Here is a 24616-nt window from a genome sequence, read left to right as displayed (position 1 = left end):
TATCGCATGTGCGCACACTCTACGCCTGGTGCAGCCCACGGAAAAGGGGCGCCTGCGCGTGAAGCAGGCGCCCCTTCCGGCGCGCTTCAGAACTGAGACCGGCAATCGTCAGTCCCGCACGGGCGCGATGCCGATCGCGCGTTCGCGCAGCTTTCCCAGCGCCCCGGCCACCGGCAGGTGTTCCCAGTCGCCGGCGGTGGTCTCCAGCCCGATCGCGAGCCCCAGCGCATAGTCCTCGTAGAAGTTCGGCACGGTCTTGAGCGCCGTCCGCCACGGGATCGGATCCGGGCCCTCCGGAAGCGGCGGGAAGGGCTCCGGCTCCGGCGGGCAGATGTCCGGGATGTCGTCGAACGCGATGCCGAGCAGTCGAGCGGTGCCAGCCGCCTGAACCACGGCGAATGCGGTCTTGAGACCGTAGCGGACGCCGATCGCGCCCTCGGCGGGCGGCAGCGGCTGCGGGTTCAGTGCGACCCTGTTCACCGCGACCTTGCCGAGCGGTCCGAGTGGGCCGATGATCTCTTCCCACAAGATGGGATGGCGATTCGCGAGTATCGCCCACAGTGCTGTCTCGCGCAGCGACTTCTTGGGTGCCATGGCGGCTCCCTCCTTCCGGTCCGCCGCAGCGGACCCTCACGGCCCTGGCGGGCCTCGGCGACCCTTCACCACACGGGTCGCAGATGAAGAGGCGGTCGTCGCCGCGCTGATACGCGATGGCGACCGCCGCTCCGCATCCTCGGCGCGGCGTATCAACGAGCCAGGAGCATGACTCTTCCCTGCTGACAATCCGTCTCGACCAGGAGGTTCTGCCATGACTGCCATGCTTCGCGTCGATGTGCTCTTCGATGAGAAACCCGCCCCCGATGCCCACGTCGAAGTGGAATCGGCCCGCGAGCCCGGCTCGCCCCGTCGCCTCGACTTCCATGAAGACGTCGCGGCCTACCTCGGTGACAAGCTGCCTCCCGGCACCGCCGTGCTCACCGTCCGGCATCCGGATTTCGCAGAACAGACCCGCCGCATCACGCTGCAAGAGTCACAGAACACCGAACTCGTGCTGCTCGCCAAGCCCGGCACCCCGACCTTCTTTCGCGAGAACGTGCGCGTGCCGGTCAACGCCGAGCCCGGGCTCATCGGGGTCACCTTGGCGCGCCAGGCACGGCGTCAGAACAACCTGGACGCGATCGCCGGCGACCTCGGTCTCGAAGAACAGAAGCTCCCAGACCTCGCTCACCAGGCCGGCATGCGGCTGTACCGCGCCGGCGGATCCGTCGAAGAGATCCTCAAGCGCCTCGATGCCCTCGACGATGTCGAGCACGCCGGCGCTGTCGTGATCCAGGGCGAGGAGGGCTTCAGCCACCTCACCCGTGACATCGTCGTGCAGTTCCGCGGTCCGCGCCGCGAAGAGGCGGCCGCGATCGCGAAGGAGCTCGGCTGCGTGCTGACGCGCGAACTTCCGTACGCGACGACCACGTTCGTGTTCCGGCTGCACCGCGGTGCCTCCCTCGACGCGCTCGAGGTGATCGAGAAGCTCGCCGCCCGCGACGACGTCGCCTGGGCAGAGCCGAGCCTCGCGGTCTCGCCGCAGGTCGACACCGTCACCCCGAACGACTTCCTCTTCCCCGGTGCCTGGGACCGCATCCTGGTCGGTGCGCCCGATGCGTGGCAGATCCTTCAGGACAACGGCCTGCAGACATTCGGCGACCCGAACATTCTCCTCGCGGTGTGGGACTCCGGTGTCCAGGAGTCGGGCGGGACGCCGACCAACGGCGACTTCAACGGCACCCTCACCAACGGTCAGCCCAAGGTGTTCGCGTCCTTCGATTTCGACAACATGGTCGCGAACAACAACAGCCCGTGGAGTGATCACGGCTCCGGTGTCGCGGGCGTCTCGGTTGCGATGGCGAACAATCCCGCACCCGGCGGCGGGGGATTCGGCGTCGCCGGTGCGGCGCCGAACGTGCAGATGATGAGTGTTGCGGGTCGCACGCCATACGTCGACATCGAGGTGTCCGACCAGTACATCTGGATGGCGGGGTTCAACCCGCAGAGCCCGATCGTGGGATTCCCCGCCCCGCTCAGCCGCGGCGCAGACGTCATCACGTGCAGTCTCACACCTGGCGCGGGTTCGCCGCTGTCCGGCACCGCACGGGCGACGCTCGACTTCCTCACCACGTTCGGGCGAGGCGGCAAGGGCACGCTCTGCTTCTTCTCCACCGGCAACGCGAACCAGAACAACGTGACGGCGCGGCCATGGGGAGCGTACGAGAAGGCCTTCGGGATCGCGGGTACGACTCTCGCGAACGACGGAGTCACCGAAGTGCGCGCCACGATGTCCGGCTGGGGGAGCATCGCCCTCTCGTCGCCGACCGAGGACTACTCGGGGCTGCACAACCCGCCCGCCAACTACCAGACATGGGGCGCCGCCCACATCGGCGACGGCAACCTGCCGAGCTTCCCGGCGATCTCGACGACGATGACGGCCGCCAGCGCCGCCGGCGCGACCAGCATCACGGTCGCGAGCGTCGCGGGCCTCGCCGCAGGACAGGTGCTCCACCTCGGTGCGGTCGGCGTGAACGGCAGCGAGCCGGCGCGGATCGTGTCGATCAACGCGATGACGAAGACGATCACGCTGAATGGCTGGGCTCCCGGCTGGTCCGGCGGTCTGCTCAATGCCCACGCGAACGGTTCCGCGGTCGTGCAGGGTCCCGCGAACCATACCAACGCGTTCGGCGGCACGTCGTCGGCGACGCCGCTGGCTGCGGGGGTTGCGGCCCTGGTGCTCTCCGCGAAGCCGGTGCTCACGTGGGTACAGGCGCGGCAGGTGCTTCGCGACACCGCCGTGAGGTTCGATCTCGCGAACACCGACCCGGTCGGTCAATGGCTGGATGCCGCGGGCAACCCGTCCGTGACGTCGGGCCAGCCGGCGGTCCGCAGTGGTTGGTACGGCTACGGCCGTGTCGATGCCGAGGCGGCTGTGCAGGGAGCGATCAGTTTCGGCGCACTCCCGGACATCGTGATGCGCGACAACCTCGGCGACACCGGGAACGTGCCGACGGCTGGCGGCTTCTGGAACACGCCGGACCTGTGGTGCCGCACGACGAACCCGGCATCCGACCCCGGCGCGGTTCCCGCGTCGTACAGCGCTGCGGGACCCCATCAGCCGCCGATCCGCGGCCAGGCGAACTGGATCCACGCCCGTGTGCGCAACCGCAGCGCGGTCGCGTCCAACGAGGCCTGGGTGCGGCTGTCGATCACCCACTGGCCCGGGACGGAGTTCACGTGGCCTGCGTCCTTCATCCCGACGAACGGACCGGGTGACCCGATCCCGTCGCCGATGGCGCACGGCACCTACTTCATCGGCGAAGCCAAGGTCGGCCCGCTGGCAGCGGGCGCGGAGCAGATCGTGAGCGTCGAATGGCCGGCCGGGCTCATTCCGCCCGACACGATCATGATCGGCGGGACCCCGGTGAAATGGCATCCGTGCCTTCTGGCCGAGGTGACCCCGCATGACGGCCCGCTCCCGACGGGCAACCACGTCTGGGACGACAACAACCTCGCGCAGAAGAACATCTCGATCGTGGATGCCGATTCCAGCGGGGGCGACTTCGCCGCCGGCTTCGTCATCGGCCACGACCTCAACGGCGGCAAGTCGATGTCGCTCGAGATCCTCCGTGGCGAGCTGCCCAAGTCCGTGCGGCTCTACCTCGACCTGATCGACCCGGTGCTGCGGCGCCGGATCCGGGTGCTGGCGGAGCGGACGCCCACGGGGCGGAGGGAGCCCGTCGAGACACCGACCAGGATCAAGCCGACGCGCAACCTCGCAACCCTCGTTCTCGAGCCCCGGCTGCTCGGCATCCGGCTCCCGGCGCGACCGACGTGGTCGCTCGGCTTCGAGGGCGGCCGGGAAGTGGTGCTCCTCTCCCCGGTGAAGAGCGTGCGCGTTCCCGTGCCGGCACCCGGGGACCACCCGACGCTGCTCGTGCTCGGGGGCGTCATCGAGCCGGACACACCGGAGGGCGAATACGAGGTGGTCGTGCTCCAGCGCGACGACCGCGGACACGTCGACGGCTCTGTGGGCTTCGTCATCCGAGTCGGCAAGCGCTGACGGCCATGGCTGCCTTTCGGTGCACAGTACCGGCGACGCCGGCGAACCTGCTCGTCGTCGCCCAGCTCGACACCGATGGCCGCATCGCCGCCGACCACCGTATGGTGGTCGGCGGCGAGCTCCACCTGGTGCTGACGGATGCCGAGATCGGCATCGTCGAGACGCTCGGGCTGCCGGTCACCCGGGTCTCGGAACTGCAGGTCCGCGATCTCCGTGACGACGTGGGCGGTGGTCTGGCGGATATCGCGACCGGATTCGTCTCGGGGTATCTCGACGGTCCCGGCGTGGCGGCGGCGATCACCGCCCTCGCGGCGGCGCATCCGACTCTGTGCGCACTCACCACGCTTCCCGAGGCCACCCTCGGATACGACGGTTCCCTCGCATCCGCTGCGGGACCGGCATCCGTCCAGCTCCTGCGGATCACGACGACCCCGGCATCCAAGAGCAAACCGGGGATCCTGCTGATCGGTGGCACGCACGCGCGCGAGTGGATGAATCCGCTCATCGCGATCGAGTTCGCGGCGCAGCTGCTGAACAACTACGACCCGGCGAGCGTCGATCCGGAAGTGCAGGCGATCACCGCGCTCGTCGACGGCCTCGACATCCTGATCGTGCCGGTGCTCAATCCGGACGGGCTGACGTTCTCGGTGCATGACGACGCAGGCTGGCGCAAGAACCGGCGGAACAACGGCGGCGGATGCTTCGGCGTCGACAACAACCGCAACTATGAGGTCTACTTCGGGGGAGCAGGCTCCTCCGGCGCCTCCTGCAACGACACGTTCCGCGGAGCATTCGCCTTCTCGGAGGCGGAGAATCGGAACATCCGGTGGGTGCTCGAGCAGTTTCCGAACGTGCTCGTGGGAGTGGATGCGCACTCGTACGGCGAGCAGATCCTGCGTCCGAACCCGGCCGGCGGCAGTTTCGTGGCATCCGAGCCGGTGTCAGCCGCCGATGAGGCGATCTATGCGGGGCTCGAGACGACGCTGCGCACCGCGATCCAATCGGTGAACGGCAACGCCTACTCGCTCGGCACGACATCGAACCATGCGGGTCCGTCCGACGAGTACATGTTCTTCGCGCATCGCGTGTTCGGCTTCAACACCGAGTGCGGGCTGGACTTCCAGCCGCCGTGGGCGCAGGCGACTCCCGTCATCGCCGAGGTGACGACCGGGCTGCGCGCGCTCGCCGAAGCGACCAGGACCCTCACCGTCACGACACCCGCCCCGCTGAGCGTCGTCCAGTGCATCGACCGGACCGGCAGCATGGTCGCCTTCGGCTACGAGTCCGCGGCGCGGCAGAATGCCAAGCGGTTCATCGATCTGCTGTCCCTCGGCGACAGGACCGCCGTGGTCAGCTTCGCCGACCCCGCTCCCGGGGTGACCCCGCCGGCCGACCGCGCACGGGTGGAGGCGCCGCTCACGCTGCTCGATGATCCGGGTGACGCGGCGACGATGAGGGCCGCGGTCGACGGCATCGCCTTCGGCGGCTGGACCCCGATCGGCGCCGGAATGATCGCCTCGGCCGGCGAGCTGACCGGCGCCGCGGCACCCCGCGCGGTGCTGCTCGTCTCCGACGGGTTCCAGAACGTCGACCCGACGGTCGCGACGGCGCTCGCCGCGCTTCCCGCGGGCCTCCGCGTCTACACCGTCGCGCTCGGCCCCGCCGCAGACGCCCCGCTCCTGCAGTCGATCGCGACGTCCACCGGCGGGCTGTTCCTCAACAGTCCCACTGCACTCGACCTGCACCTCGCCTACAACGACATGCGCGCGGGTCTCACCGATCAGGGTCTCGTGGTCAACCGGATCGACAGTGCGCCGACGATCGACATTCCGGTCGAGCCGGATGCCGATGAGCTCACGGTGAGCGTCTCGACGTCGTCGGGCACGCTCGGGCGGGTGGTGCTGATCTCGCCCTCCGGACGGGCAGTTCGCGTGGATGACTGGGGCGTGCGGATGAGCGGAGGCGACGGATACGTCAACGTCACCGTCCTCCGCCCCGCCGTCGGAATCTGGCGGCTCCTGCGCGGCGCGCGGGGTGACCGCGGCGATCGCGGCCAGCGGTTCGCGCGACCCGTGGCGAGTGCGGTCGCCGCCTTCGTCCGGTCGCCGCTGCGTCTGAAGCTCCGGCTGCCGGACGTGCTCAAGGAGGGACAGTCGTCGACACTGGAGGTGCGGGCGCGATTCGAGAAGCATCCGCTCACCGCACCCCGAGTCAGCGTCGCATCGGTCGCGCACCCGCGCCTCCTGCTTCCGGAGAATCTCGACCCTGACCGCGAGTCCGAGAAGCTCCAGGGCATCCTCGCGAAGCACGCCCGCCTGCGGCCGCGCCACCTGACCTGGGACGGGACGGGCGCTGTGCTACCACCGGGCTTCTCGAGCGTGAGCATCCGCATCGAAGGTCGCCTCCCCTGCGGTTCGCCCTTCGTGCGCGTGGTCAGGCGGAGCGTCCGGGTGGTCTGAACAGGGATGCCTCCCGATGTTGTATCGCGAGGCGCCCTGCGCCCTCTTCTCTTATGTGGAGGCGCACAGGATGCTCCACCTCATCAACGTCCAGGAGGTCGAATCATGAACACCACCGTCGCCGCGGAGAGTCTCGAGCAGGCCGTCAACCGACTGGCCCGCACCTTCCGAGAACTCCTCAGCGGATCCCAGGGAGCCCAGGAAGTCATCTGCAGTCTGCAGTTCGCGGAGGCGGAGGCGCTCGCCGAAGTTCTCGAGGCCGGGCTGCACCGCGATGTGGCGGCACGTTTCATGCATCGATGGGCGCTCACCGAACCCGACTGGGACGACGAGAACGGCGACGTCATCCGGCGATGGCTCGCCATCGATGTCGGAGCCGCGCCGTCCAACTGAATCGGTGTCACCGGAGAATTGGACGTTTGGCCATGTATCAGGCACCGCCCTATCGCTCTCTCCTCGCTGTGGACACAATTGACCGTATGACGCAGGAGGGCACCGTTGACGCGGTCGATTCCACCGAGCCCGCGCGCTGGGAACGCGCGGGCTCCCTCTTCGTACGCTGGCGTGACGGCGACGGCAGCGCGATGGACGAGCTCGTGCGGCTCATGACTCCTTCGCTGTGGCATGTCGTGCGCGCCTACGGGCTCGACGCCGCCCTCGCGCAGGACGTCGTGCAGACGACGTGGCTGACGCTCGTCCGCAGGCACGAGTCGATCATCGAGCCGCTGGCGATCTCGGGGTGGTTGACGATGTGCGCGCGCCGCGAGGCGTGGCGAGTGGGCAAAGGGCACCGGCGCGACGACGCGACCGAAGTGGACGCGCTCGAGTACCACCTGCCCCCGCAGGAGTCGGCCGAGCAGAGCGCGGAGGTGGAGGACGACCGTCGTCGCCTGTGGATCAGCGTCGGAACGCTCGACGCACGATGCCAGCGACTGCTGCGGGTCATCGCGTTCGAGGAACGACCCGACTACGCCCACATCGCTGCAGATCTCAGAATGCCGATCGGGTCCATCGGACCGACGCGCCAGCGCTGTCTGGGCAAGCTCCGCGCCCTGCTCGAGGGCGACGGCTGGGGAGGAAGATCATGAGCATGAACGATGAGGGCCAAGGCCCCGAGGTCGCGCTGTTCGCGCGGCTTCGCGAGATGTGGCGGGAGGCGGATCCCGAACCGGACGACCTCGTCGACCGGATGGTCGCGGCCGTCGCTGTCGAGGACGTGTCTCGCGCGTATGAACTGCTGACGCTCGTCGAGGGATCACCGCTCGCGGTGATCCGCGGTGAAGCCGACACCGCGACGCTGCAGTTCAGCGACGGGAAGACCAGCGTGCTGCTGCACGTGACAGCGACCGAAGACGGCTCAAGGCGTATCGACGGGTGGGTGGACGCCGAGGCTCTCGCCATCCGCCTCACGCAGGGGGAGCGCGACTGGTCGGCCGGCGCCGGCGACAACGGGCGCTTCGAGTTCGACTCGATACCCGCAGGCGTCTCCAGGATGCGCATCGTGGTGCGGGCCGCTGACGGCGAGCTGCACGAATTCCAGACCCCCCAATTCGAAGTGTGAGTGAGGAGCCGACGTGAGCGATCAGGGCGTGGAGACCAGGCGGAATCCCGATGACTGGCGGAAGGTCAGGCGGTTCACGCTGCTGGACCCCTCTGGTGAGGTGCCGGGCACCGTCTTCCCGGCGTTGTACGTCTCCGACGAGCTTCTGGTCGATACCGGCGAGGCGGACGCCCGCGCGGTCGAGAGGCTGCGGGCGCTTGCGGAGAAGTCGGGATGGACGGTGGACGCCGGCGAGAGCGGCGGAAACATCGAAGACCCCCGCATCGACCCCCAGAGAGGCATGCCGATTCCGCGATCTCGTGGCGTGAGCAGGTCCGTGCGTCTCCGCCTGGGTATGGCCAAGGAGGCGGAGCACGTCGTCGCGACACCCGACGCGTGGGCGCTGCTGCGGCAGGCGCGACGCACCGGCTGGGGGAAACGCGGGATCAGTCTGAACCACGTCCTCACGACCGACCCCATCGGTCTGAACCCGTTCAAAGCCAACCCGTTCAAAGCGAATCCGTTCAAAGCGAATCCGTTCAAGGCGAACGCGGGGACAGTCGGCATCGGGAGCTACGGCGAGCTCGGCTCCGGCGGCCTGCAGCCGGTGACCTACCTCGGGGCGAAGCCGACCCGCCGCCATCCTGATGCGATCCGTCCCATCGTCGCGGTCTTCGACACCGGCTGGGGAGAACACCCGTGGCTGAAGGATGCCGTCATCGAGCCGCGCCTCGGCGCCGGCGAACCGATCGGCATCGAGCCGGAATCGCCGACGAATCCGGAGCGCACACCGTCGCTCGCCGAGCCGCTCGACGGCATCTTCGACGATGCCGCCGGGCATGGCACCTTCATCGCCGGAATCATCCACCAGGAATGCCCCGACGCGTTGATCCTTCCGGTACGTGTCGCCGACGGCGAGGGGGTCATCCTCGAGAGCGACCTGATCGGAGCGCTGGGCCGGCTCGTCGAGTTCATGGACGACAGCGCCCTCGAATCGAAGCGAGGTGGCTCGAAGGTCGCGGTGCTGAATCTGTCGTTCAGCTTTCACCACGAGACACCCGATGACCCGGACACCGTGTCCGAGCTCAAGAGGCTCCTCGACGAGATCCGCATGCGGGACTGCGTCGTCGTATGCTCCGCGGGGAATGAAGCAACGTCGAGGCCGACGTACCCGGCCGCGATCCCCTCGAACGATCCCGGCCGTCATGTGTCGGTCGGCGCGCTCAACCCATCCGACCGCTCCATCGCGTTGTTCTCCAACATCGGGGACTGGGTCGAGGTGTACGCCCCCGGTGTCTCGCTGCTCTCCACGGTGCCGATCACCTTCGAGGGCGGCATCCAGGCGGGCACGAGGGATGACGGCCACGGGCATCGTCGGGAGACGCTCGACGTCGACGACTTCCGGGGAGGGTTCGGGGTGTGGAGCGGCACGTCGTTCGCGGCTCCCGTGGTCGCCGGGCGGATCGCGGCGCGAATCGTGGCCGGCGAGAGTCCTGATGCGGCGAAGAAGAGCGTGGTGAAGGAACTCACCGCACAGGACCACTCGCGGATGGACTGACCACCCGCCATCCTGAATGCATGAGGCTATCCGCCGCAGAGCTGCACCGTCGGGGTCGCGCCCACCTGAACGCGGGGCAGAACGCTGCTGCGCGGCGGGTGCTGCTCCTCGCGGGCCAGCGCACCGACGACCCGGATCTGCGTGCTCGCATTGCGGGTTCGCTCGCCGCGCTGACGATCCGCCAGGGTGATCCGGATGCCGCTGCGCAGCTGTGCCAGCAGGCGCTCGCGCTTCCCGGGGTGTCGGATGGCACCGCGGCGATCGTCTACGGCCAGCTCGGTCTCCTCGCGCTGGAGAGAGGCGCGCTCGATGAGGCGGTCGCCCTCCTGGACCGGGGGATCGCGGGGATCCGCGACGAGGTGGAGTATCGGGCGCCGATGCTGGTCAATCGCAGTGTCGCGCACAGCCAGGCCGGACATCTGGCGGCGGCGCGTGCCGACGTCGAAGCGGCGGCCAGCGACTACCAGACGGTCGGGGGTGAGGTCGAGCGGGCGATGGCCATGCACAATGCCGGTTATATCGCGCTGCTCGAGGGCGACCTCATCGTGGCGCTCGAGACGATGGGGGAGGCCAGGGGTGCGCTCGCCGCGGCCTCCGCTGTCAACGCCGCCATCTGCGACCTCGACCGCGCAGAAGTGCTCCGGGATGCCGGACTCGCTCGCGAAGCGGAGCAGAGCCTCGAACGGGTGGTCGGCGTCTTCGCCGCGAACCGCATGCGGCAGGCGAAGGGTGAGGCGCAGTTCCACCTGGCGCGGTCTCTTCTCACGCACACGCCCGTGCGAGCGGCGGCGACCGCGACCGTCGCCGCCCGCACGTTCCGGGGGATCAGCAGTGAGTGGTGGGCGCTGCGCGCCGACGCCCTGCGTCTGCGCGCGCAGCTCGCGCCCGTGGCCGAGCACTCCGGCGAGCGGCGGCGCGTGCCGGCAGCCGCGGTCGCCGAGGCGGACGCCGTCATCGCGGCGCTCCAGGCGAGAGACCTGCGTGCCGACGCAGAGGCGCTGCGGTTGACTCGAGAGCTCCGGCTCGCGGACCACCCGCATCCGGCGGCACCGCCGGCAGCCATCCGCACGCCGGCCGATGCTCCGCTGCAGGTGCGCCTGCTTGCACACGAAGTGCGATCCGCTCGCGCTGCGGCGCGCGGAAACGAGTCCGGCGCGAGACGGCATGCTGCCACGGGCCTGGACGCGCTCGCCGAATGGCAGCGGTCGTTCGGCAGCCTCGACCTCGCGACGTCGCTCGTGATGCACGGCGGCGGGTTGATCTTCGCCGGGCTCAGATCCGCCGTGCGTTCGCGGCGGCCCGACGTCGTATTCGACTGGTCGGAGCGCGCTCGGCACCTCAGTCAACAGACGATTCCGGTGCGTCCGCCGCGGGATGAGGCGCTGGCCGCGGATCTCGCCGAGCTTCGGATGCTGCGCTCCGAGTCCGGAGCGGGCGACTGGCTCGCATCGCCTCGTGCCGCCGAGCTGAGCGAGCGGGTCCGCCGTCGGCAGTGGTCTTCGACCGGTGCGGCGGGGTCACGGGATCGCATCGCACTCGAAGACCTTCGCTCGACCCTCGCGGTGGACACGGCGCTCGTCACCTACGTCTTCGACGGCACGAGCATCACGGCGCTCGCTGTGACCGACGATCTGGCCAGGGTGATCGAGATCGGTCCCTGGGCGCGCATCAGTACTGCCTATGCGGGGCTGCGCGCAGACCTCGACGTCAGCGCATCGGTTCGCTCGGGACCGATGGTGCCGGTCGTGCGGGAGTCGCTCGAACAGCGGTTGGCAGCGCTGTCGTCGGTGCTCGTCGAGCCGATCGTGGAAACCATCGGCGAGAGGCGCGTCGCGATCACCGTGCCCGGCGTCCTGGGCGGGATCCCGTGGGGGATGCTGCCGGGAATGCGCCGCAGAGCGTTCACGATCGCGACATCGGCGAGCCAATGGGTCGCCGACCGGCGGGGAGGGGCCGCGCCGGGGGTGGGCTTCGTCGTCGGCCCCCGTATCTCGCGTGGCCCGGAGGAGATCGCGCGAGCGGCGTCAGCCTGGAACGGGGCAACCGTTCTTCCTCCGGAGGCGGCGACCGTCGACGAGACCGAGAAGCTCGCTTCGACGGTCGGCACCCTCCATATCGCGGCGCACGGCAGGCACTCGGCCGAGAACCCGCTGTTCTCCGGCCTCGAACTCACCGACGGCGCGCTCTTCGGCTATGACATCGACCTCATTCCGAAGGTCCCCGACACGGTGGTGCTCTCGGCATGTGAGCTCGGCCGTTCGTCCGTCCGATGGGGCGAAGAAGCCATCGGGATGACTCGAGCATGGCTGCACGCCGGTACGCGCTGCGTCATCGCGTCTCCCGTTGTGGTCGCCGATGACGTCGCATGCGATCTGCTCGCCGCGATGCACGAGCGGCTCGCCGCCGGCATGGTGCCAGCCGAGTCGCTTGCGCGCGCGGCCGAAGAGACGGGGATCGTGGCCCCTTTTCAAGCCCACGGCGCAGGATTCTGAACCGTTCCCTGACGACGGGGGCGCGCGCAACCGAGGCGCTCACGCCTTCCGCTAGCGTCGACTGAATGAACGAGACACGCGCACAGCGCTGGGCCATCACGGGAGCCGCCGGCACCATCGGCACCGCTCTCCGGGAGCACCTCGCCGACACGTCCGTCGAACTCGTGTCGATCGATGTCGCGGAGATCACGCGGGTGACCCCTTCAGAGCGTCTCCTCCGCTGCGACGTCGGCGATCTTGCGGGTCTGGAAGCGGCATTCGAGGGATGCGTCGGTGTCATTCACCTCGCCGGAATCGCCGATGAGGCGGACTTCCACGATCTTGCGGAGATCAACATCGTCGGCACTTACCACGTGCTCGAAGCGGCGCGCCGCGCCGAGGTGGGCCGCGTCGTCTACGCCAGCAGCAACCGCGTGACCGGGTTCTACGACGCTGACACTCCGGTGGAGGAGGCGATGCCCCCGCGGCCCGACGGGTTCTACGGCGTCTCCAAGGTCGCCGGTGAAGCCCTGTGCCGCCTCTATTCGGACAAGTTCCATCTCCGCACCATCGCCCTCCGCATCGGCAGCTATGAGCCGATGCCCGGGTCCGCGCGGGAGATGCACACCTGGCTCAGCCCCCGCGATGCCCTCCGCGCATTCGATGCCGCGATGACCACCGACCAGAGGCATGCAGTCTTCTACGCGGTCTCGAACAACACCGAACGCTGGTGGAGTCTCGAGGCAGGGCGGGCAGCGGGATTCGTGCCGATCGACGATGCCGCCGAGCTCGGGAGCGATCAGCCGCCCTTCCCCAGTGGCCCGCAAGGTGGGGTGTACGCCACGGCGGAGTACTCGGTCGACCGGATGCGTACGGACTGACAGAGGCGTCGCGGCCACGACGTCGTGCTCAGCGGCGGCGCAAGGTGGACGGGCCTCGCAGCGATCAACGGTCCCAAACGTGCCACCACGCCGACCGGCGCCGCTGCCGTCGCAGGCCGTACAACGCGATCAGTGTTTCGTTTCGTTTGGCGCCGAGAAGGAGGATGACGAGCACACCGAACACTGCGAACAGAGCGAGCGCCATCACAATCCCCACCGCGATCCCATCTCCCACGAGCAAAGCACCGATCGCCGCCACAAAGGCGGCCAGTGAGATCGTCATCGCCATCATTGAGTGGTCGATCCCAGATTCGAGCTCAAGCACCGCTATCGCGTATTCAACGTCGACCTGCTCCACCTCTTCGGCGTCGCTGATCCATCGGTTGATCGCCTTGATTCGCTTCCTGGAACCGAGATCTGTCAGGTCTCCGAGCCTCAACCCTGGCCGATACTTCACGCCCACACCATACAACTCTGTGAGGACAACCGCCGATCGGGACCTCATCGATGTCCGGTGGAGGGCGAGCAGCTCCCGATCCCGCTCACCCTTCGCGCGCGCCGACCTTTGTCGTCGGCGGATGAGCCCCAGCATCGAGGGGGTCGAAAGCGGCACCGCCGATCATGAAGATCCCGCGCTGCGGCATCCAGAAGTCACCGAGCTTCGTCTGCTCCTGCAGCGGCCCGATGGCGCCGAGATCTTCGCCGTGGAGCGAAGCCGTGGAACTCTCGACGATCCACATTCGTTTCGGGCTGGCTTTGAAGAGCTGCCGATTCGGAGTGCGTCCGGTCATTCCGATGCGTCCGGCACGCAGCGAGAGTCCAGCGACCGCGCCGAGCATCGACAGGAACCGCTGGTTTTGCCAGGAGCCGGCCGGCAGAGCGCTGGCGACGCCGGACATCATCCGAGTGATCGGTGTGGCGGCGAGGACGACCTTCCAGCGCAGCCCGACTTCGTCGCCGATGCTCACCACGAACGAGCGCTCGCCGATCCAGTCGACCGTGATCTCATGGACGGACGTCGATTCCAGGGCGCTCCCGAAGTAGCGCGGGCAGGAGAGCAGCGCGTCGATGGACGTGTAGATCGTCCAGGCCCCAGTCGGGGTGCGCAGCCAAACGGATGTGTATCCCGGGCCGAGCGACGTGAGGGGAAACCGACGGAGGGCGAGGACGTAGCCCGACGTGAATGGAAGACTCATCAATCCGTAGCCCGAGACTCGCTCCTCGGCGCCGGGCCCGAGTTCGGCGCCGGGCCCGAGTTCGGCGCTGGCCTCTGCCACGGCCACGAGATCGCGAACACTGGGCATGATGCCTCCGGTGCTGACGATACTCGCGTCGGCGAACGAGATGGGGGCGATTCTCACGCGGCGAGCGGTGTGCCATCCGATGGAGTGAGGAGAATTCTGACGAATCTGTGACGTTTTGCTCCTCCCATCCGTCTTAGTGGTGTCGCAGCATTGCGGCCCGCGGTCCTCACCGGCAGCGGACACCTACGGATGAAGGAGCTCAGGATGGCGAATGTGACTGGTGGCACCCAGCCCAAGGCTCAGGTCGTTGCACCGCAGGGAGCGGTTGCAGCAGGCAAGACAACGATCGAGGACGGCGTCGTCGCGAAGATCGCCGGTATCGCCGCACGTGAAGTGAGTGGCGTCTATGCGCTCGGCGGCGGCGCCGCACGCATGGTGGGGGCCATCCGCGATGCGCTCAACACGACTGACCTGTCCCAAGGGATCAGCGTCGAGGTCGGCGAGACCCAGGTGGCCGTCGATGTCACGATCGTCGCGGAGTACCCCGTCTCGCTGCAGAAGGTGTCTGACGAGGTTCGGGCCGCGATCCACCGCGCCATGGTGGAGCTCGTCGGCATGGAGGTCGCCGAGGTCAACGTCACCGTGAACGACGTTCACATTCCGTCGGACGACGACGAGGGCGAACGTCAGCAGGAGGCACGAGTCCTGTGACCACCTCGGTGACCGGCGCGGCGGTGGGGACCGTGCTCGCGCTCACATGGGTCGCGCTCGGTTTCTGGGCGTTCGTCCTGGTCGCTGTGGCGATGTTCATCGGTGCTGCTGTGGGGCGCATCATCGACGGGCGACTCGATGTGCGGGCTCTTGCGGATGTCTTCCGGGGCAGGCGCTCGTCGTCATGATTCCCGGCCGAACCGAGACGGCACACAGCGCCGCACCGGGGAGGACGACGGTAACCGCTCGCGCCCTGCAGCATCTCGCAGTCGGTCTGGTGCGGGATGCAGCGAGGGTTTCCCCACGCGACGTTTCCGTCGACCTCTCCGATGAGCAGGGAGCGCTCCGGGTGTCGGTGTCCGTGCCGGTGGCGTTGGCTTCCGGTCGAGGCGAGACCCTCGTCGAACGGGGCGAGGTCATCCGCCGAAGCCTGGTCGATGGCATGCGAGAACTGTCAGGGCGAAACGTCAGCGTGGTTGACGTTCGCTACTCCGGAATACGTCGAAGCGCTGCGAGGAGGGTGACATGACAACCCAGCAAGCCGTGTATCGCCGCGTGCTGCGCCGAGAGACGCACTCGCCGCGGACCGTGTCGGCTGTCATGGTCGCGTCGCTCCTCTTCATCGTGCTGATCGCGGCGATCACGGGCGCGGTGTGGTGGCTCATGGATGCCGGGTTCAGGGACCAGGCGACAGCGTGGATCTCGGCTCAGTCCGAGAACGGCGGGGGCCAGACGATGCTGACTGCGACTGGAGCGATCTCGGTGCTCGTCTCCCTGCTTCTCCTGGTACTCGCGCTGAGTCCTGGGCGACGCGCGCGTCGAACCCGCACGACGGAGAGGATGGCGTTGCTGGTGGATGACGGCGTTCTCGCCGACGCGGTCGCCGATGCCGTGGCGGTGCGTGGGGGCATCAGCCGGCGACAGGTCTCTGTGACGGTCGGAAGACGTGTCGTCACGGTGCGGATCACGCCGACGAGCGGCTTGCCGCTTGACGGGGCAGAAGCCGAAGCCGCCGTGACAGAAACCCTCGCTGAGATCGGATTCGCGGCCACTCCGCGTCTCATCGTGGCGCCGAGGGGAGTGGTGGCATGAACTCGACGAACCGGGTGCTCAACCGTGGTCTGTTGTTGATCTGCGGGCTGATCCTGCTGGCCGGCGGGGCAGCGGCCGTCGTACTGGGGGTGCGCCCGGCCTGGGCCGAGCCCGGGGTGGAACGGTCGACGAAGGCGACGAGTGATCTCCTGGCGCAGGTCGGAACGTGGGTCGTGGATGTCCCGGGGGCGGGGAGCGTCTCCGGCGCAGCAATCGTGCTGATCGGAGTCGCATTGGTTCTGGCTGTCGTGCTGTTGGTTTTCGTCTTCACCAGAGGAAAGGGGAAGACGCCCACCGTGCTGAGCGTAGACGCCGGGAGCGGCCGAACCTCCGTGGATCGGAATGTGGCTGAGGCCGTGCTCGGGGGAAGCATCGCTGATCGGCCGGATGTAATTTCGGCGCGAACAGGCGTCTACCTGGTGAAGCGCGAACGAGCGATCGAGTTGGCCGTGACCGTCCAGCGGGGCGCATCACTCGGTCGAGTTCTGGATGCTGCCGAATCGGCGGTCGACGACTGGGACGCGCTGATCGGTACGTCGGTGCCCGTCATGCTGCACCTGGCCGATCGGAGCTGGCGCGACGGCTTGCGCTCCCGAACCAGGGTGCGCTGAATGCATCGGGGAATCGAGCACCCGAACCTGAGCCCCGAGACACACTGACCCGCAGGCCGTGCCTGCACGATGACCGGTCGCCGAACAGCGACCTGATTGAGAAAAGGAGACGCCATGAGCGCTGAGGACAAGATCAAGGCCGCTGCCGAAAAGGTGGCAGGAAAGGCCAAGGAGGCCGTTGGCCACGTCACCCACAACGACGAGCTCGTTGCTGAGGGCAAGGCTGAGCAGGTCAAGGGCAACGTCAGAGACGCAGCAGAGAACGTGAAGGACGCGTTCAAGAAGTAGCGGCTCGGGTGGGGTCGCATGGGTCGACCCCACCCCCTCCACCTCTCATCGAAAGGAAAGAGCTCATGGGCTTCTTCGCATTTCTCATTCTCGGGCTGATCGCGGGCGCTATCGCGAAACTCATCCTTCCCGGCAAGCAACGTGGTGGCTGGTTCGTCACTCTGTTGCTGGGAGTCGTCGGAGCGATGCTCGGCGGCTGGCTCGGAGGCCTCCTGTTCAACGCGAGTCTCGACTCGTTCTTCGCGCTCTCGACATGGGTGCTCGCCGTCGGCGGCTCCCTCATCGTGTTGCTGATCTACGGACTGATCGCCGGACGCCGCACCAAGGCGTGAGGAAGCGGATAGAACCCGGCACCGATCGCTCGGTGCCGGTGCAAGCTGGGGTCGGAGCAGCGGGGGCTGCTCCGACCCCGTCGGTGCGAGAACGATCGAAGGAGCGGAGGGAGAACATGGACAGCACGAGACCATCGGGCTCGCTCGAGCTCGCTGACGACCGCATCGTCGCAGGGCGGGCCATCGACGGTGACGTCGCCGCCTTCGCCGTGCTGGTGCGGCGCTACACGCCGATGATGCGCGCGTACGCGCAGCGGATGCTGAACGCGTCAGCCGACGTCGATGACATCGTGCAGGAGGCGTTCGTGACGGCATGGCAGCGACTGCCGGAGCTCGAAGACCCGGCGAAGGTGAAGAGCTGGCTGATGAGAGTCGTCAGTCGCAAGACCGTGGACCGGATCCGCGCCCTGCGCCCGCAGATCGACATCGACGAGGTCGACCACCCAGCGCCGCAGCATGCAGGCCCACCGCAGGTGGCGGAGGCGCGGGCGGAGGTCGAGGCGCTCAGCAACGCACTGCGGGAGCTGCCGGATGGCCAGCGCGAATGCTGGGTGCTGCGTGAGATCGGCGGGCACAGCTACGACGAGATCGCCGAGCAGCTGGGCATTCCCGTCACGACAGTGCGCGGGCTGATCGCCCGTGCACGGAAGTACATCATCGTGCGGATGGAGGAGTGGCGATGAACGACGAAGACAACGCCCCCGAGCAGCGTTTGCTCGGTTTCGAGCCGGGTGATCTCGACGGCCACACCATCGAGGACCTCACTGACTATCTCGATGCCGGACGCGCGCCCGCTGATCCATCGATCGACGGATCTCCGGGGTGCCAACTGGCGCTCGATGCACTCGAACGGCTTCGCGGGCTCACCCCTGCGTTGGTCGCTGCGGATACCGCGGCGGAGCCGGCGGCCGATGCGCGCTGGGTCGACCGAATCCTCAGCGGCATCGCTTTGGATGCTCGCTCCGGTCGTCGGATTCCGCTCGCCTCACCGGATCCCTCGGTCGACTTCGGTGTGACCGAGGGGGCTGTGCGCGGGTTGATCAGGGCAGCCGAGAACGCTGTTCCCGGAGTCCTCGTCGGTCGGTGCAGACTCGACGGCGACGTGACCCAGATCGGCGCTCCGATCCGCATCGACATCGACGTGAGCGTGCCCTACGGGCAGGTGATCCCGCGCTTGGCCGATCGGCTGCGCGCCGAAGTCGCTGACCGGTTGAATGCGAACACCGAGCTGAACGTCACCGCGATCGACATCACGATCCACGACATCTCACTCTGGGCAGAAGGAGCCGGCGATGACCGAGCATGAAGACGCTGAGCTGGCATCGTCGATCGAGGCGGCGGTCCGGGCCACTCCGGGAGTGAAGAATCTCTACCGCTCGGGGTCTCTGGTGTCCAACCTCGTCGATACGGCGATAGAGGCGCTGGGCCTGCGAGCCGCCGAGCTGCCGCTCGTGTCGGTCACGCGCGGCGAAGACGGCGTCACCGTCGACATGTCTGTCGGTGTCGACGCGTCCATGAACGCCGTCGACACGGTGCGGGCCGTGCACCAGGTCGTTGACGCTGAGCTCGAGGCGGCTGGAGCACAGCGGGCAGGCGTTCGCATCACCGTCGTGCACGTCCACGAGACCACGTTTCCGATCGACGGCGCTGTCTGACTCTCTCGACAGCGTCGGAGAACGCAGGCCGTCCCCGGCCACGCAGGCTGCATGGCCGGGGATACGTCATTCGGATCAGGCGACCGCGCGGAGTCCCTCGACGAGCGGCGTCGTGGGGCGCCCGATGAGGCGGGCGAGCGTGCCGTCGGTGTCGGCGAGCGCACCGTCGCGGATCCCCGCGTCCAGCGCCGTCACGAACCCGACCGTTCCCGCATCCAGGCCCGCACCCGTCAGGACGGCGGCGTGGTCCTCCGTCGACAGCGCCTGATAGTCGACCGGCCGACCGGAGACCTCGGCGATCGCGCCGGCGAGCTCGTCGTAGTTCCAGGCGACGTCGCCGCCGAGCTCGTACACCTCGCCGATGTGCCCGTCTTCGAGGAGGACCACCGCTGCGGCGTCTGCGAAGTCGCGGCGGCTCGCCGATGCCACGCGCCCTTCGCCGACACTCGCGGCGAGGATGCCGGACTCGGTCGCCTGAGCGAGGGCGCCAGCGTAGTTCTCGGTGTACCAGTTGTTGCGCAGGATCACCGCAGGGATTCCGGAGGCCGCGATGAGCTCTTCGGTGGCCTTGTGCTCTGGCGCGAGAACGAGATCGCTCGTGGTGGCCTTCGGGGCGCTCGTGTACACCAGCTTCGTGACGTCCGCCGCGGCGGCCGCGTCGATGACCGCCCGGTGCTGGGCGACCCGGCTGCCGACCTCGGAGCCGGAGACCAGGAGAACGGTGTCGACGCCATCGACGGCGGCCTTCACCGTGGCGGGGGCGTTGTAGTCGAGTTCGACGACCCGGATGCCGCGTGCGGCCAGGTCCGCCGCTTTCGCCGTGTCTCGGGCTCCGGCGACGATCGACTGCGGCTCAGCGCCGCGCTCGAGGAGGCTGTCGATGACGAGGCGGCCGAGCTGACCGGTCGCGCCGGTGATGAGAGTGGTCATGGGGAAGTCCTTTCGTGAGTGGATCGTCCATGACAACCGGCATCTCGCTACAAACCTTCCAGTCTGTGGGTACCCACTTTGAAGTAAGGTACCTACATGGCCGTTAGTTTCGCGCAGATAAAGGAATCGTCCCCGATGGTGTTCGATCCGGGATGCAGCACGCGCGTCATCCTCGACCACATCATGAGCAAGTGGGGCGTGCTCATCCTCTCGTCGCTGTCGGATGGCACGCGGCGCTGGGGCGAGCTTCGACGAGAGGTCGGCGGCATCAGTGAGAAGATGCTCGCGTCGACGTTGCGCACTCTTGCCGACGACGGCCTCGTGCACCGGGAGTCGTTCCCGTCGGTGCCCCCGCACGTCGAGTACAGCCTGACCCCGCTCGGACGCGATCTCATGGCGCGGATGCTGCCGCTCGTCGAATGGGTGGCGGACAACTCCGACGGGATGCTCGATCGCTCGTCATGATGATCAACGCGGATTCCGTTGTTCAACCCCTACGAGATGTATGAATTTCGTTGTCAAGATTGCTGACTTGACCCGAGAACAGCAGTGGTCGTACTGTTCACAGCATGGTTGCAACGACGCCCATTCATCTGGAACACCCTGAGGGCAAGGGACTGGCGGCCGGCACACTGGGGCTCTGGGGTTCCACCGTCATCGGTCTGGCCTCCACCGCGCCCGTGTACTCGCTGGTCGCGACTCTCGGCTGGGTGGTGCTCGCCGTCGGCGCGCAAGCGCCCATTGCGTTCATCATCGCGTTCATCCCGATGCTGCTCATCGCCTTCGCGTATCGCGAGCTCAACAACGCCGTGCCCGATTGCGGCACCACGTTCACATGGGGGACCAAGGCCTTCGGCCCCTGGGTGGGCTGGATGGGTGGCTGGGGTGTTGCCGTGGCGGGCATGGTCGTCCTCGCCAACCTCGCGCAGATCGCGTCGGTGTATTTCTGGGCGCTGATCGGCCAGGACCTCGAGAACAACGACCTGCGGGTCGTGATCGTCGCGGTGGTCTTCATCGCCGCGATGACCTGGGTCAGCTGGCGCGGTGTCGAGATCGGCGAGCGCATCCAGAACGTGCTGCTGGGCATCCAGTACCTGGCGCTGGCAGTGTTCGTCGTCGCCGCCTTCTGGCAGTTCGCCGCGGGCACCGCGCCGAACCCCACCCCATTCGACTGGGAGTGGATGAACCCGTTCGCGTTCACCGACTGGTCCGGCTTCACCGAAGCCATCCTGCTCGCGCTCTTCATCTACTGGGGCTGGGACACCTGCCTCGCCCTCAACGAAGAGACCAAGGATCCGAAGCGCATCCCCGGTCGAGCCGCGCTCCTGACCACCGTCATCCTCCTCGTCACGTACGTCTCGGTCACGATCGCGGCGATGATGTACGCCGGACTCGGCGATGACGCCACCGGGCTCGGCAACGAGGCGAATGCTGACGACTTCTTCCTCGCGATCAAAGACGGGCTGCTCGGCCCGTTCGGCTGGGCGCTCGTGGTCGCCGTCATCCTCTCCGCGATCTCGTCGACGCAGACGACGATCCTGCCGACCGCCCGCGGCACGCTCGCGATGGGCGTGTACCGTGCGCTGCCGGCGAAGTTCAAGGACGTCCACCCCGAGTACAAGACGCCGTCGTTCTCGACCCTGGTGATGGGCGTCGTCGCCATCGTCTACTACGTGGGCATGACGCTCATCAGCGACAACATCCTGCAGGACTCGATCCTCTCGCTGGGGCTCGCAATCGCGTTCTACTACGCCATCACCGGCTTCGCCTGCGTCTGGTACTTCCGCGCGGACCTGTTCCGCTCGGCGCACGCGTTCTTCTTCAAGGGACTCTTCCCGCTGCTCGGCGCACTCATGCTCACGGGTGCATTCGTGCAGTCGGCGATCGACATGTGGGACGTCGACTACGGCTACACGGTGCTGTTCGGCATCGGCGGCACGTTCGTCGTGGGCATCGGTTCGCTCGCCGTCGGCATCGTGCTGATGTTCGTCTGGTTCCTCTTCCCGCGGTCGAAGCGGTTCTTCCGCGGCGAGAGCCTGAACCGCGACACCCAGGTCATGGTCCCGGACGAGCCGGGGGAGTTCACGCGGTCCATCGACGGAGGCATCTGACGATGCCGATCGCCACGGCGGACCTCTACGACGAGCTCGGCGAGAGCATCCAGTCGCTGCCGACGCAGCTGCGGTCGTTCGGCGGACGGTCCGCGTTCGACGGACCGATTCGCACGGTGCGCTGCTTCGAGGACAACGCGCTGGTGAAGGCGATCCTCGCGTCGCCCGGTGCAGGCTCAGTGCTGGTCGTCGACGGTGGCGGTTCCCTGAACACGGCGCTGATGGGCGACCTGATCGCGGCATCCGCCGTCGCCAACGGCTGGGCCGGTGTCGTCATCCACGGCGCGATCCGCGACAGCGTGGCGATCGGCTCACTCGACCTCGGCGTGAAGGCGCTGGGCACGAACCCGCGCAAGAGCGCCAAGGACGGCGCGGGCGAGGTTGATATCGCCCTCGAATTCGGAGGCGTCGTCTTCCGGGTCGGTGCGCGTCTGTACAGCGACGAGGACGGCATCCTCGTCGAGCGGTGAACCCGGGGACCGTGACTTAGGCTGGATCCGTGCGCATCCGGCTCGACATCGCCTACGACGGTACCCACTTCCGCGGCTGGGCGAAGCAGCCGACGCTGCGCACGGTGCAGGGCACTCTCGAGGCGGCGCTGGCCAGAATCGTGGGCTCGGACGTGCAGTTCGTCGTCGCCGGACGCACGGATGCCGGCGTCCACGCCGCGGGGCAGGTCGTCCATGTCGATCTCGACGACGAGCAGTGGGCGCGCATCGAGCGACGCCACGGCAAAGCAGCGCACGACCCGGCGGGGTCGATCGCGGGGCGCATGCGCGGCGTCCTCGGCGCCTATCCCGACGTCACGGTGCTGCGATCGACGATCGCGCCGGAGGGCTTCGATGCCCGCTTCTCCGCCGTCTGGCGCCGATACCGCTATCGCCTCGCCGACGACGGTGCCGGATACGATCCGCTGCGTCGACACGACACCACGGACATCCGCGGGGATCTGGATGAACGGGCGATGGATGCCGCCGCCCGAACTCTCATCGGACTGCACGATTTCGCGGCCTACTGCATCCCCCGTGAACGGGCCACGACCATCCGCACGCTGCTCGACTACCGCTGGGAGCGCGACGCCGAGGGGGTGCTCGTGGCCGAGGTGAAAGCCGATGCCTTCTGCCACAGCATGGTGCGGTCGCTGGTCGGCGCGTGCGCGGCCGTCGGCGCGGGGCGGCTCGACGTCACCGATCCCGTGGTGCTGCGCGATGCGCTGGAGCGCACCAGCGAGTTCAAGGTGCTCGCCGCCCGCGGACTCACGCTCACCGAGGTCGGCTACCCGGCAGACGAACTGCTCGCCACCCGCGCCACCCAGACTCGCGCTCGCCGCGATGGCGAGTCGTCGAGCGACTGACCGGCCCCGAGGTCGGGAACGCATCGTCGGACTCTCTGATCCGGGAAGCTCTGTGGCCGCCTTCCTCCCCAGAGCGGCGGCCACAGAGCTGGACCATCGGGGAGTCGGCTCGACACCCCGATGGTGGCGGATCCGCGGGTGCCACCGGAGAGTGAGATTTCGCGGATCCTACGGTCAAGCTATGGCAGACGTGTTCACTGAACACCTGGGGAAGTGTGATGGATCCACCGTGAACGGCCTGGCACTGACCGTTTCTCCGGGGATCACCGCGCGGAACCGTATGCTGACTCCAGGTCAATGCTTCACAGGGATTGGGGAACTGTGATGAATGAGATGGACAGTTCGGCGGGGGGCTTCGCCGACGAGTTCCGCGCCCTGGTCGAGGAGCGCGGCATCACGCTCACCAGCCTGCAACGTCGACTCACCGATCGGGGCAACCCGGTGTCCATGGCGACGTTGAGCTATTGGCGTTCCGGAGACCGACAGCCCGAAGGGGTGCTGTCGTTGAGCGCGATCGAGGACATCGAGGACATCTTCGGGCTGCACCGAGGTCACTTGACCGGGCTGATCCGGCCGGTGCCACGGATCGGTCGAAAGCCGGAACCGGAGCTCAAACAGACGTTCGCTCTGAACATCGACCAGGAGATCGAGGAGACGGCGCAGGCGCTGGGGACCGTGGCACAGAGCGGAATACGCGATCTCTCCGTGTCGCTCGTCGGGTACGTGGACGCCCACGGGGATCTCGATCGGGTCGTCACTCGTGCGCTGGTGCAGTCGATGGAGGGAACCATCGCGGAAGTGCCGCTCTACGACCTGGCGCCATTCGACGCCGCGGAGACCAAGTCCGTCACGGAAGTGATCGGCGGACGCGTCGATCGCAGTCTTCGGCATCCGCTCGGGCGGGTCGTCTGCGACGTCATCGCCTTCGATGATCCGATCCCGGTCGGCGGTACGGGGCTCATCGAGTTCACCGAGCGCTTCCCGGTCGCCTATCCGGATCGACGCGCGCTCTGGCACGGGGTGGATCGTCCGAACCGGCAGATCCTGCTCTGGGTGCGATTCCATCCTGATGCCGTCCCGGACTGGTGTGAGGAGTACACCGTGGTGGACGAGCAGGAGACGGTGCGGATGCGGACGATCGCGAGTGGTGCCATCCACGTCGCCCGGTTCGGGTTCGGTCCTGGCATCGTCGGCATCCGCTGGGGGTTCGACGCCGACTCTTGACACCGGGGAACCGCGCGAGGTCGTCACCCCGCGTCTGGCTGAGGCGGGGTAGC

General features: G+C 67.8%; 26 protein-coding genes. 22 read left to right on the top strand and 4 right to left on the bottom strand.

What is annotated here, in order from left to right:
• Positions 1-108: 108 nt before the first annotated feature.
• The gene (locus MRBLWO13_RS00455; protein WP_341975790.1) at positions 109-594 is read right to left on the bottom strand and encodes a hypothetical protein; all 486 of its coding nucleotides are present in this window, start codon (positions 592-594) and stop codon (positions 109-111) included.
• A gap of 214 nt (positions 595-808) precedes the next feature.
• On the opposite strand from MRBLWO13_RS00455, the gene MRBLWO13_RS00450 reads away from it, so the two are divergent.
• The 8 genes from MRBLWO13_RS00450 to MRBLWO13_RS00415 all read left to right on the top strand — a co-directional run bounded on the left by MRBLWO13_RS00450 (position 809) and on the right by MRBLWO13_RS00415 (position 13011).
• On the top strand, positions 809-4102 hold the full coding sequence (locus MRBLWO13_RS00450) for a S8 family serine peptidase (protein ID WP_341975789.1): 3294 nt from the start codon (positions 809-811) through the stop codon (positions 4100-4102).
• A 5-nt stretch (positions 4103-4107) separates the two neighbouring features.
• Entirely contained in the window at positions 4108-6561 is a 2454-nt protein-coding gene (locus MRBLWO13_RS00445; protein ID WP_341975787.1) for a M14 family zinc carboxypeptidase, read from the top strand.
• 105 nt (positions 6562-6666) lie between these two features.
• The gene (locus MRBLWO13_RS00440; protein ID WP_341975786.1) at positions 6667-6954 is read left to right on the top strand and encodes a hypothetical protein; all 288 of its coding nucleotides are present in this window, start codon (positions 6667-6669) and stop codon (positions 6952-6954) included.
• Between the two features lie 86 nt (positions 6955-7040).
• A complete protein-coding gene (locus MRBLWO13_RS00435; protein WP_341975784.1) occupies positions 7041-7649 on the top strand; it encodes a sigma-70 family RNA polymerase sigma factor in 609 nt (202 codons plus the stop codon).
• Positions 7646-8122, top strand: a complete 477-nt coding sequence (locus MRBLWO13_RS00430) for a hypothetical protein (protein ID WP_341975783.1) — start codon at positions 7646-7648, stop codon at positions 8120-8122. The genes MRBLWO13_RS00435 and MRBLWO13_RS00430 overlap by 4 nt, the downstream gene beginning before the upstream one ends.
• 13 nt (positions 8123-8135) lie before the next feature.
• Positions 8136-9659, top strand: coding sequence for a S8/S53 family peptidase (locus MRBLWO13_RS00425; protein ID WP_341975782.1), 1524 nt, complete (start codon positions 8136-8138; stop codon positions 9657-9659).
• A gap of 20 nt (positions 9660-9679) precedes the next feature.
• Positions 9680-12151, top strand: a complete 2472-nt coding sequence (locus MRBLWO13_RS00420; RefSeq protein WP_341975781.1) for a CHAT domain-containing tetratricopeptide repeat protein — start codon at positions 9680-9682, stop codon at positions 12149-12151.
• A gap of 65 nt (positions 12152-12216) precedes the next feature.
• On the top strand, positions 12217-13011 hold the full coding sequence (locus MRBLWO13_RS00415) for an NAD(P)-dependent oxidoreductase (RefSeq protein ID WP_341975780.1): 795 nt from the start codon (positions 12217-12219) through the stop codon (positions 13009-13011).
• Positions 13012-13075: 64 nt separating this feature from the next.
• Here the strand turns inward: MRBLWO13_RS00415 and MRBLWO13_RS00410 are convergent, their stop codons facing one another.
• Positions 13076-13468, bottom strand: coding sequence for a hypothetical protein (locus MRBLWO13_RS00410; RefSeq protein ID WP_341975779.1), 393 nt, complete (start codon positions 13466-13468; stop codon positions 13076-13078).
• Between the two features lie 85 nt (positions 13469-13553).
• Positions 13554-14372: a hypothetical protein gene (locus MRBLWO13_RS00405; RefSeq protein WP_341975778.1), complete on the bottom strand. Its 819-nt coding sequence runs from the start codon at positions 14370-14372 to the stop codon at positions 13554-13556.
• A 147-nt stretch (positions 14373-14519) separates the two neighbouring features.
• Between MRBLWO13_RS00405 and MRBLWO13_RS00400 the strand changes: the two genes are divergently transcribed.
• The 9 genes from MRBLWO13_RS00400 (at position 14520) to MRBLWO13_RS00360 (ending at position 18944) form a co-directional block, all read left to right on the top strand.
• Positions 14520-14966 (top strand): Asp23/Gls24 family envelope stress response protein, encoded by a 447-nt coding sequence (locus MRBLWO13_RS00400; protein ID WP_341975777.1) that lies wholly within the window; start codon positions 14520-14522, stop codon positions 14964-14966.
• Positions 14963-15154, top strand: coding sequence for a DUF2273 domain-containing protein (locus MRBLWO13_RS00395; RefSeq protein WP_341975776.1), 192 nt, complete (start codon positions 14963-14965; stop codon positions 15152-15154). Before MRBLWO13_RS00400 ends, MRBLWO13_RS00395 begins: the two co-directional genes overlap by 4 nt.
• A 337-nt stretch (positions 15155-15491) precedes the next feature.
• Complete coding sequence (locus tag MRBLWO13_RS00390; protein ID WP_341975775.1) at positions 15492-16058, top strand: hypothetical protein; 567 nt, start codon at positions 15492-15494, stop codon at positions 16056-16058.
• Positions 16055-16669: a hypothetical protein gene (locus MRBLWO13_RS00385; protein WP_341975774.1), complete on the top strand. Its 615-nt coding sequence runs from the start codon at positions 16055-16057 to the stop codon at positions 16667-16669. Before MRBLWO13_RS00390 ends, MRBLWO13_RS00385 begins: the two co-directional genes overlap by 4 nt.
• Before the next feature lie 114 nt (positions 16670-16783).
• Positions 16784-16957, top strand: a complete 174-nt coding sequence (locus tag MRBLWO13_RS00380; RefSeq protein WP_341975773.1) for a CsbD family protein — start codon at positions 16784-16786, stop codon at positions 16955-16957.
• Between the two features lie 65 nt (positions 16958-17022).
• Complete coding sequence (locus MRBLWO13_RS00375; protein ID WP_341975772.1) at positions 17023-17289, top strand: GlsB/YeaQ/YmgE family stress response membrane protein; 267 nt, start codon at positions 17023-17025, stop codon at positions 17287-17289.
• A gap of 116 nt (positions 17290-17405) precedes the next feature.
• The gene (locus tag MRBLWO13_RS00370; RefSeq protein ID WP_341975771.1) at positions 17406-17972 is read left to right on the top strand and encodes an RNA polymerase sigma factor; all 567 of its coding nucleotides are present in this window, start codon (positions 17406-17408) and stop codon (positions 17970-17972) included.
• Entirely contained in the window at positions 17969-18595 is a 627-nt protein-coding gene (locus MRBLWO13_RS00365) for an Asp23/Gls24 family envelope stress response protein (RefSeq protein ID WP_341975770.1), read from the top strand. Before MRBLWO13_RS00370 ends, MRBLWO13_RS00365 begins: the two co-directional genes overlap by 4 nt.
• On the top strand, positions 18582-18944 hold the full coding sequence (locus tag MRBLWO13_RS00360; protein WP_341975769.1) for a hypothetical protein: 363 nt from the start codon (positions 18582-18584) through the stop codon (positions 18942-18944). The genes MRBLWO13_RS00365 and MRBLWO13_RS00360 overlap by 14 nt, the downstream gene beginning before the upstream one ends.
• A gap of 75 nt (positions 18945-19019) precedes the next feature.
• Here MRBLWO13_RS00360 and MRBLWO13_RS00355 read toward each other — a convergent pair whose 3' ends face one another.
• Positions 19020-19874 (bottom strand): SDR family oxidoreductase, encoded by an 855-nt coding sequence (locus MRBLWO13_RS00355; protein WP_341975768.1) that lies wholly within the window; start codon positions 19872-19874, stop codon positions 19020-19022.
• 96 nt (positions 19875-19970) lie between these two features.
• On the opposite strand from MRBLWO13_RS00355, the gene MRBLWO13_RS00350 reads away from it, so the two are divergent.
• The 5 genes from MRBLWO13_RS00350 to MRBLWO13_RS00330 all read left to right on the top strand — a co-directional run bounded on the left by MRBLWO13_RS00350 (position 19971) and on the right by MRBLWO13_RS00330 (position 24563).
• Positions 19971-20339, top strand: coding sequence for a helix-turn-helix domain-containing protein (locus MRBLWO13_RS00350; RefSeq protein ID WP_341975767.1), 369 nt, complete (start codon positions 19971-19973; stop codon positions 20337-20339).
• 104 nt (positions 20340-20443) lie between these two features.
• Positions 20444-21985, top strand: coding sequence for an APC family permease (locus MRBLWO13_RS00345; RefSeq protein ID WP_341975766.1), 1542 nt, complete (start codon positions 20444-20446; stop codon positions 21983-21985).
• A gap of 2 nt (positions 21986-21987) precedes the next feature.
• On the top strand, positions 21988-22455 hold the full coding sequence (gene rraA, locus MRBLWO13_RS00340) for a ribonuclease E activity regulator RraA (protein WP_341975765.1): 468 nt from the start codon (positions 21988-21990) through the stop codon (positions 22453-22455).
• Between the two features lie 29 nt (positions 22456-22484).
• The gene (gene truA / locus MRBLWO13_RS00335) at positions 22485-23339 is read left to right on the top strand and encodes a tRNA pseudouridine(38-40) synthase TruA (RefSeq protein ID WP_341975764.1); all 855 of its coding nucleotides are present in this window, start codon (positions 22485-22487) and stop codon (positions 23337-23339) included.
• Positions 23340-23663: 324 nt separating this feature from the next.
• Positions 23664-24563: a helix-turn-helix transcriptional regulator gene (locus tag MRBLWO13_RS00330; protein WP_341975763.1), complete on the top strand. Its 900-nt coding sequence runs from the start codon at positions 23664-23666 to the stop codon at positions 24561-24563.
• Positions 24564-24616: the final 53 nt, after the last annotated feature.

This window comes from Microbacterium sp. LWO13-1.2 (assembly GCF_038397725.1).
Lineage (GTDB): Bacteria > Actinomycetota > Actinomycetes > Actinomycetales > Microbacteriaceae > Microbacterium.
The sequence above is the reverse complement of the archived record's forward strand: the minus strand, read 5'-3'. Positions and strand labels throughout refer to the sequence as shown.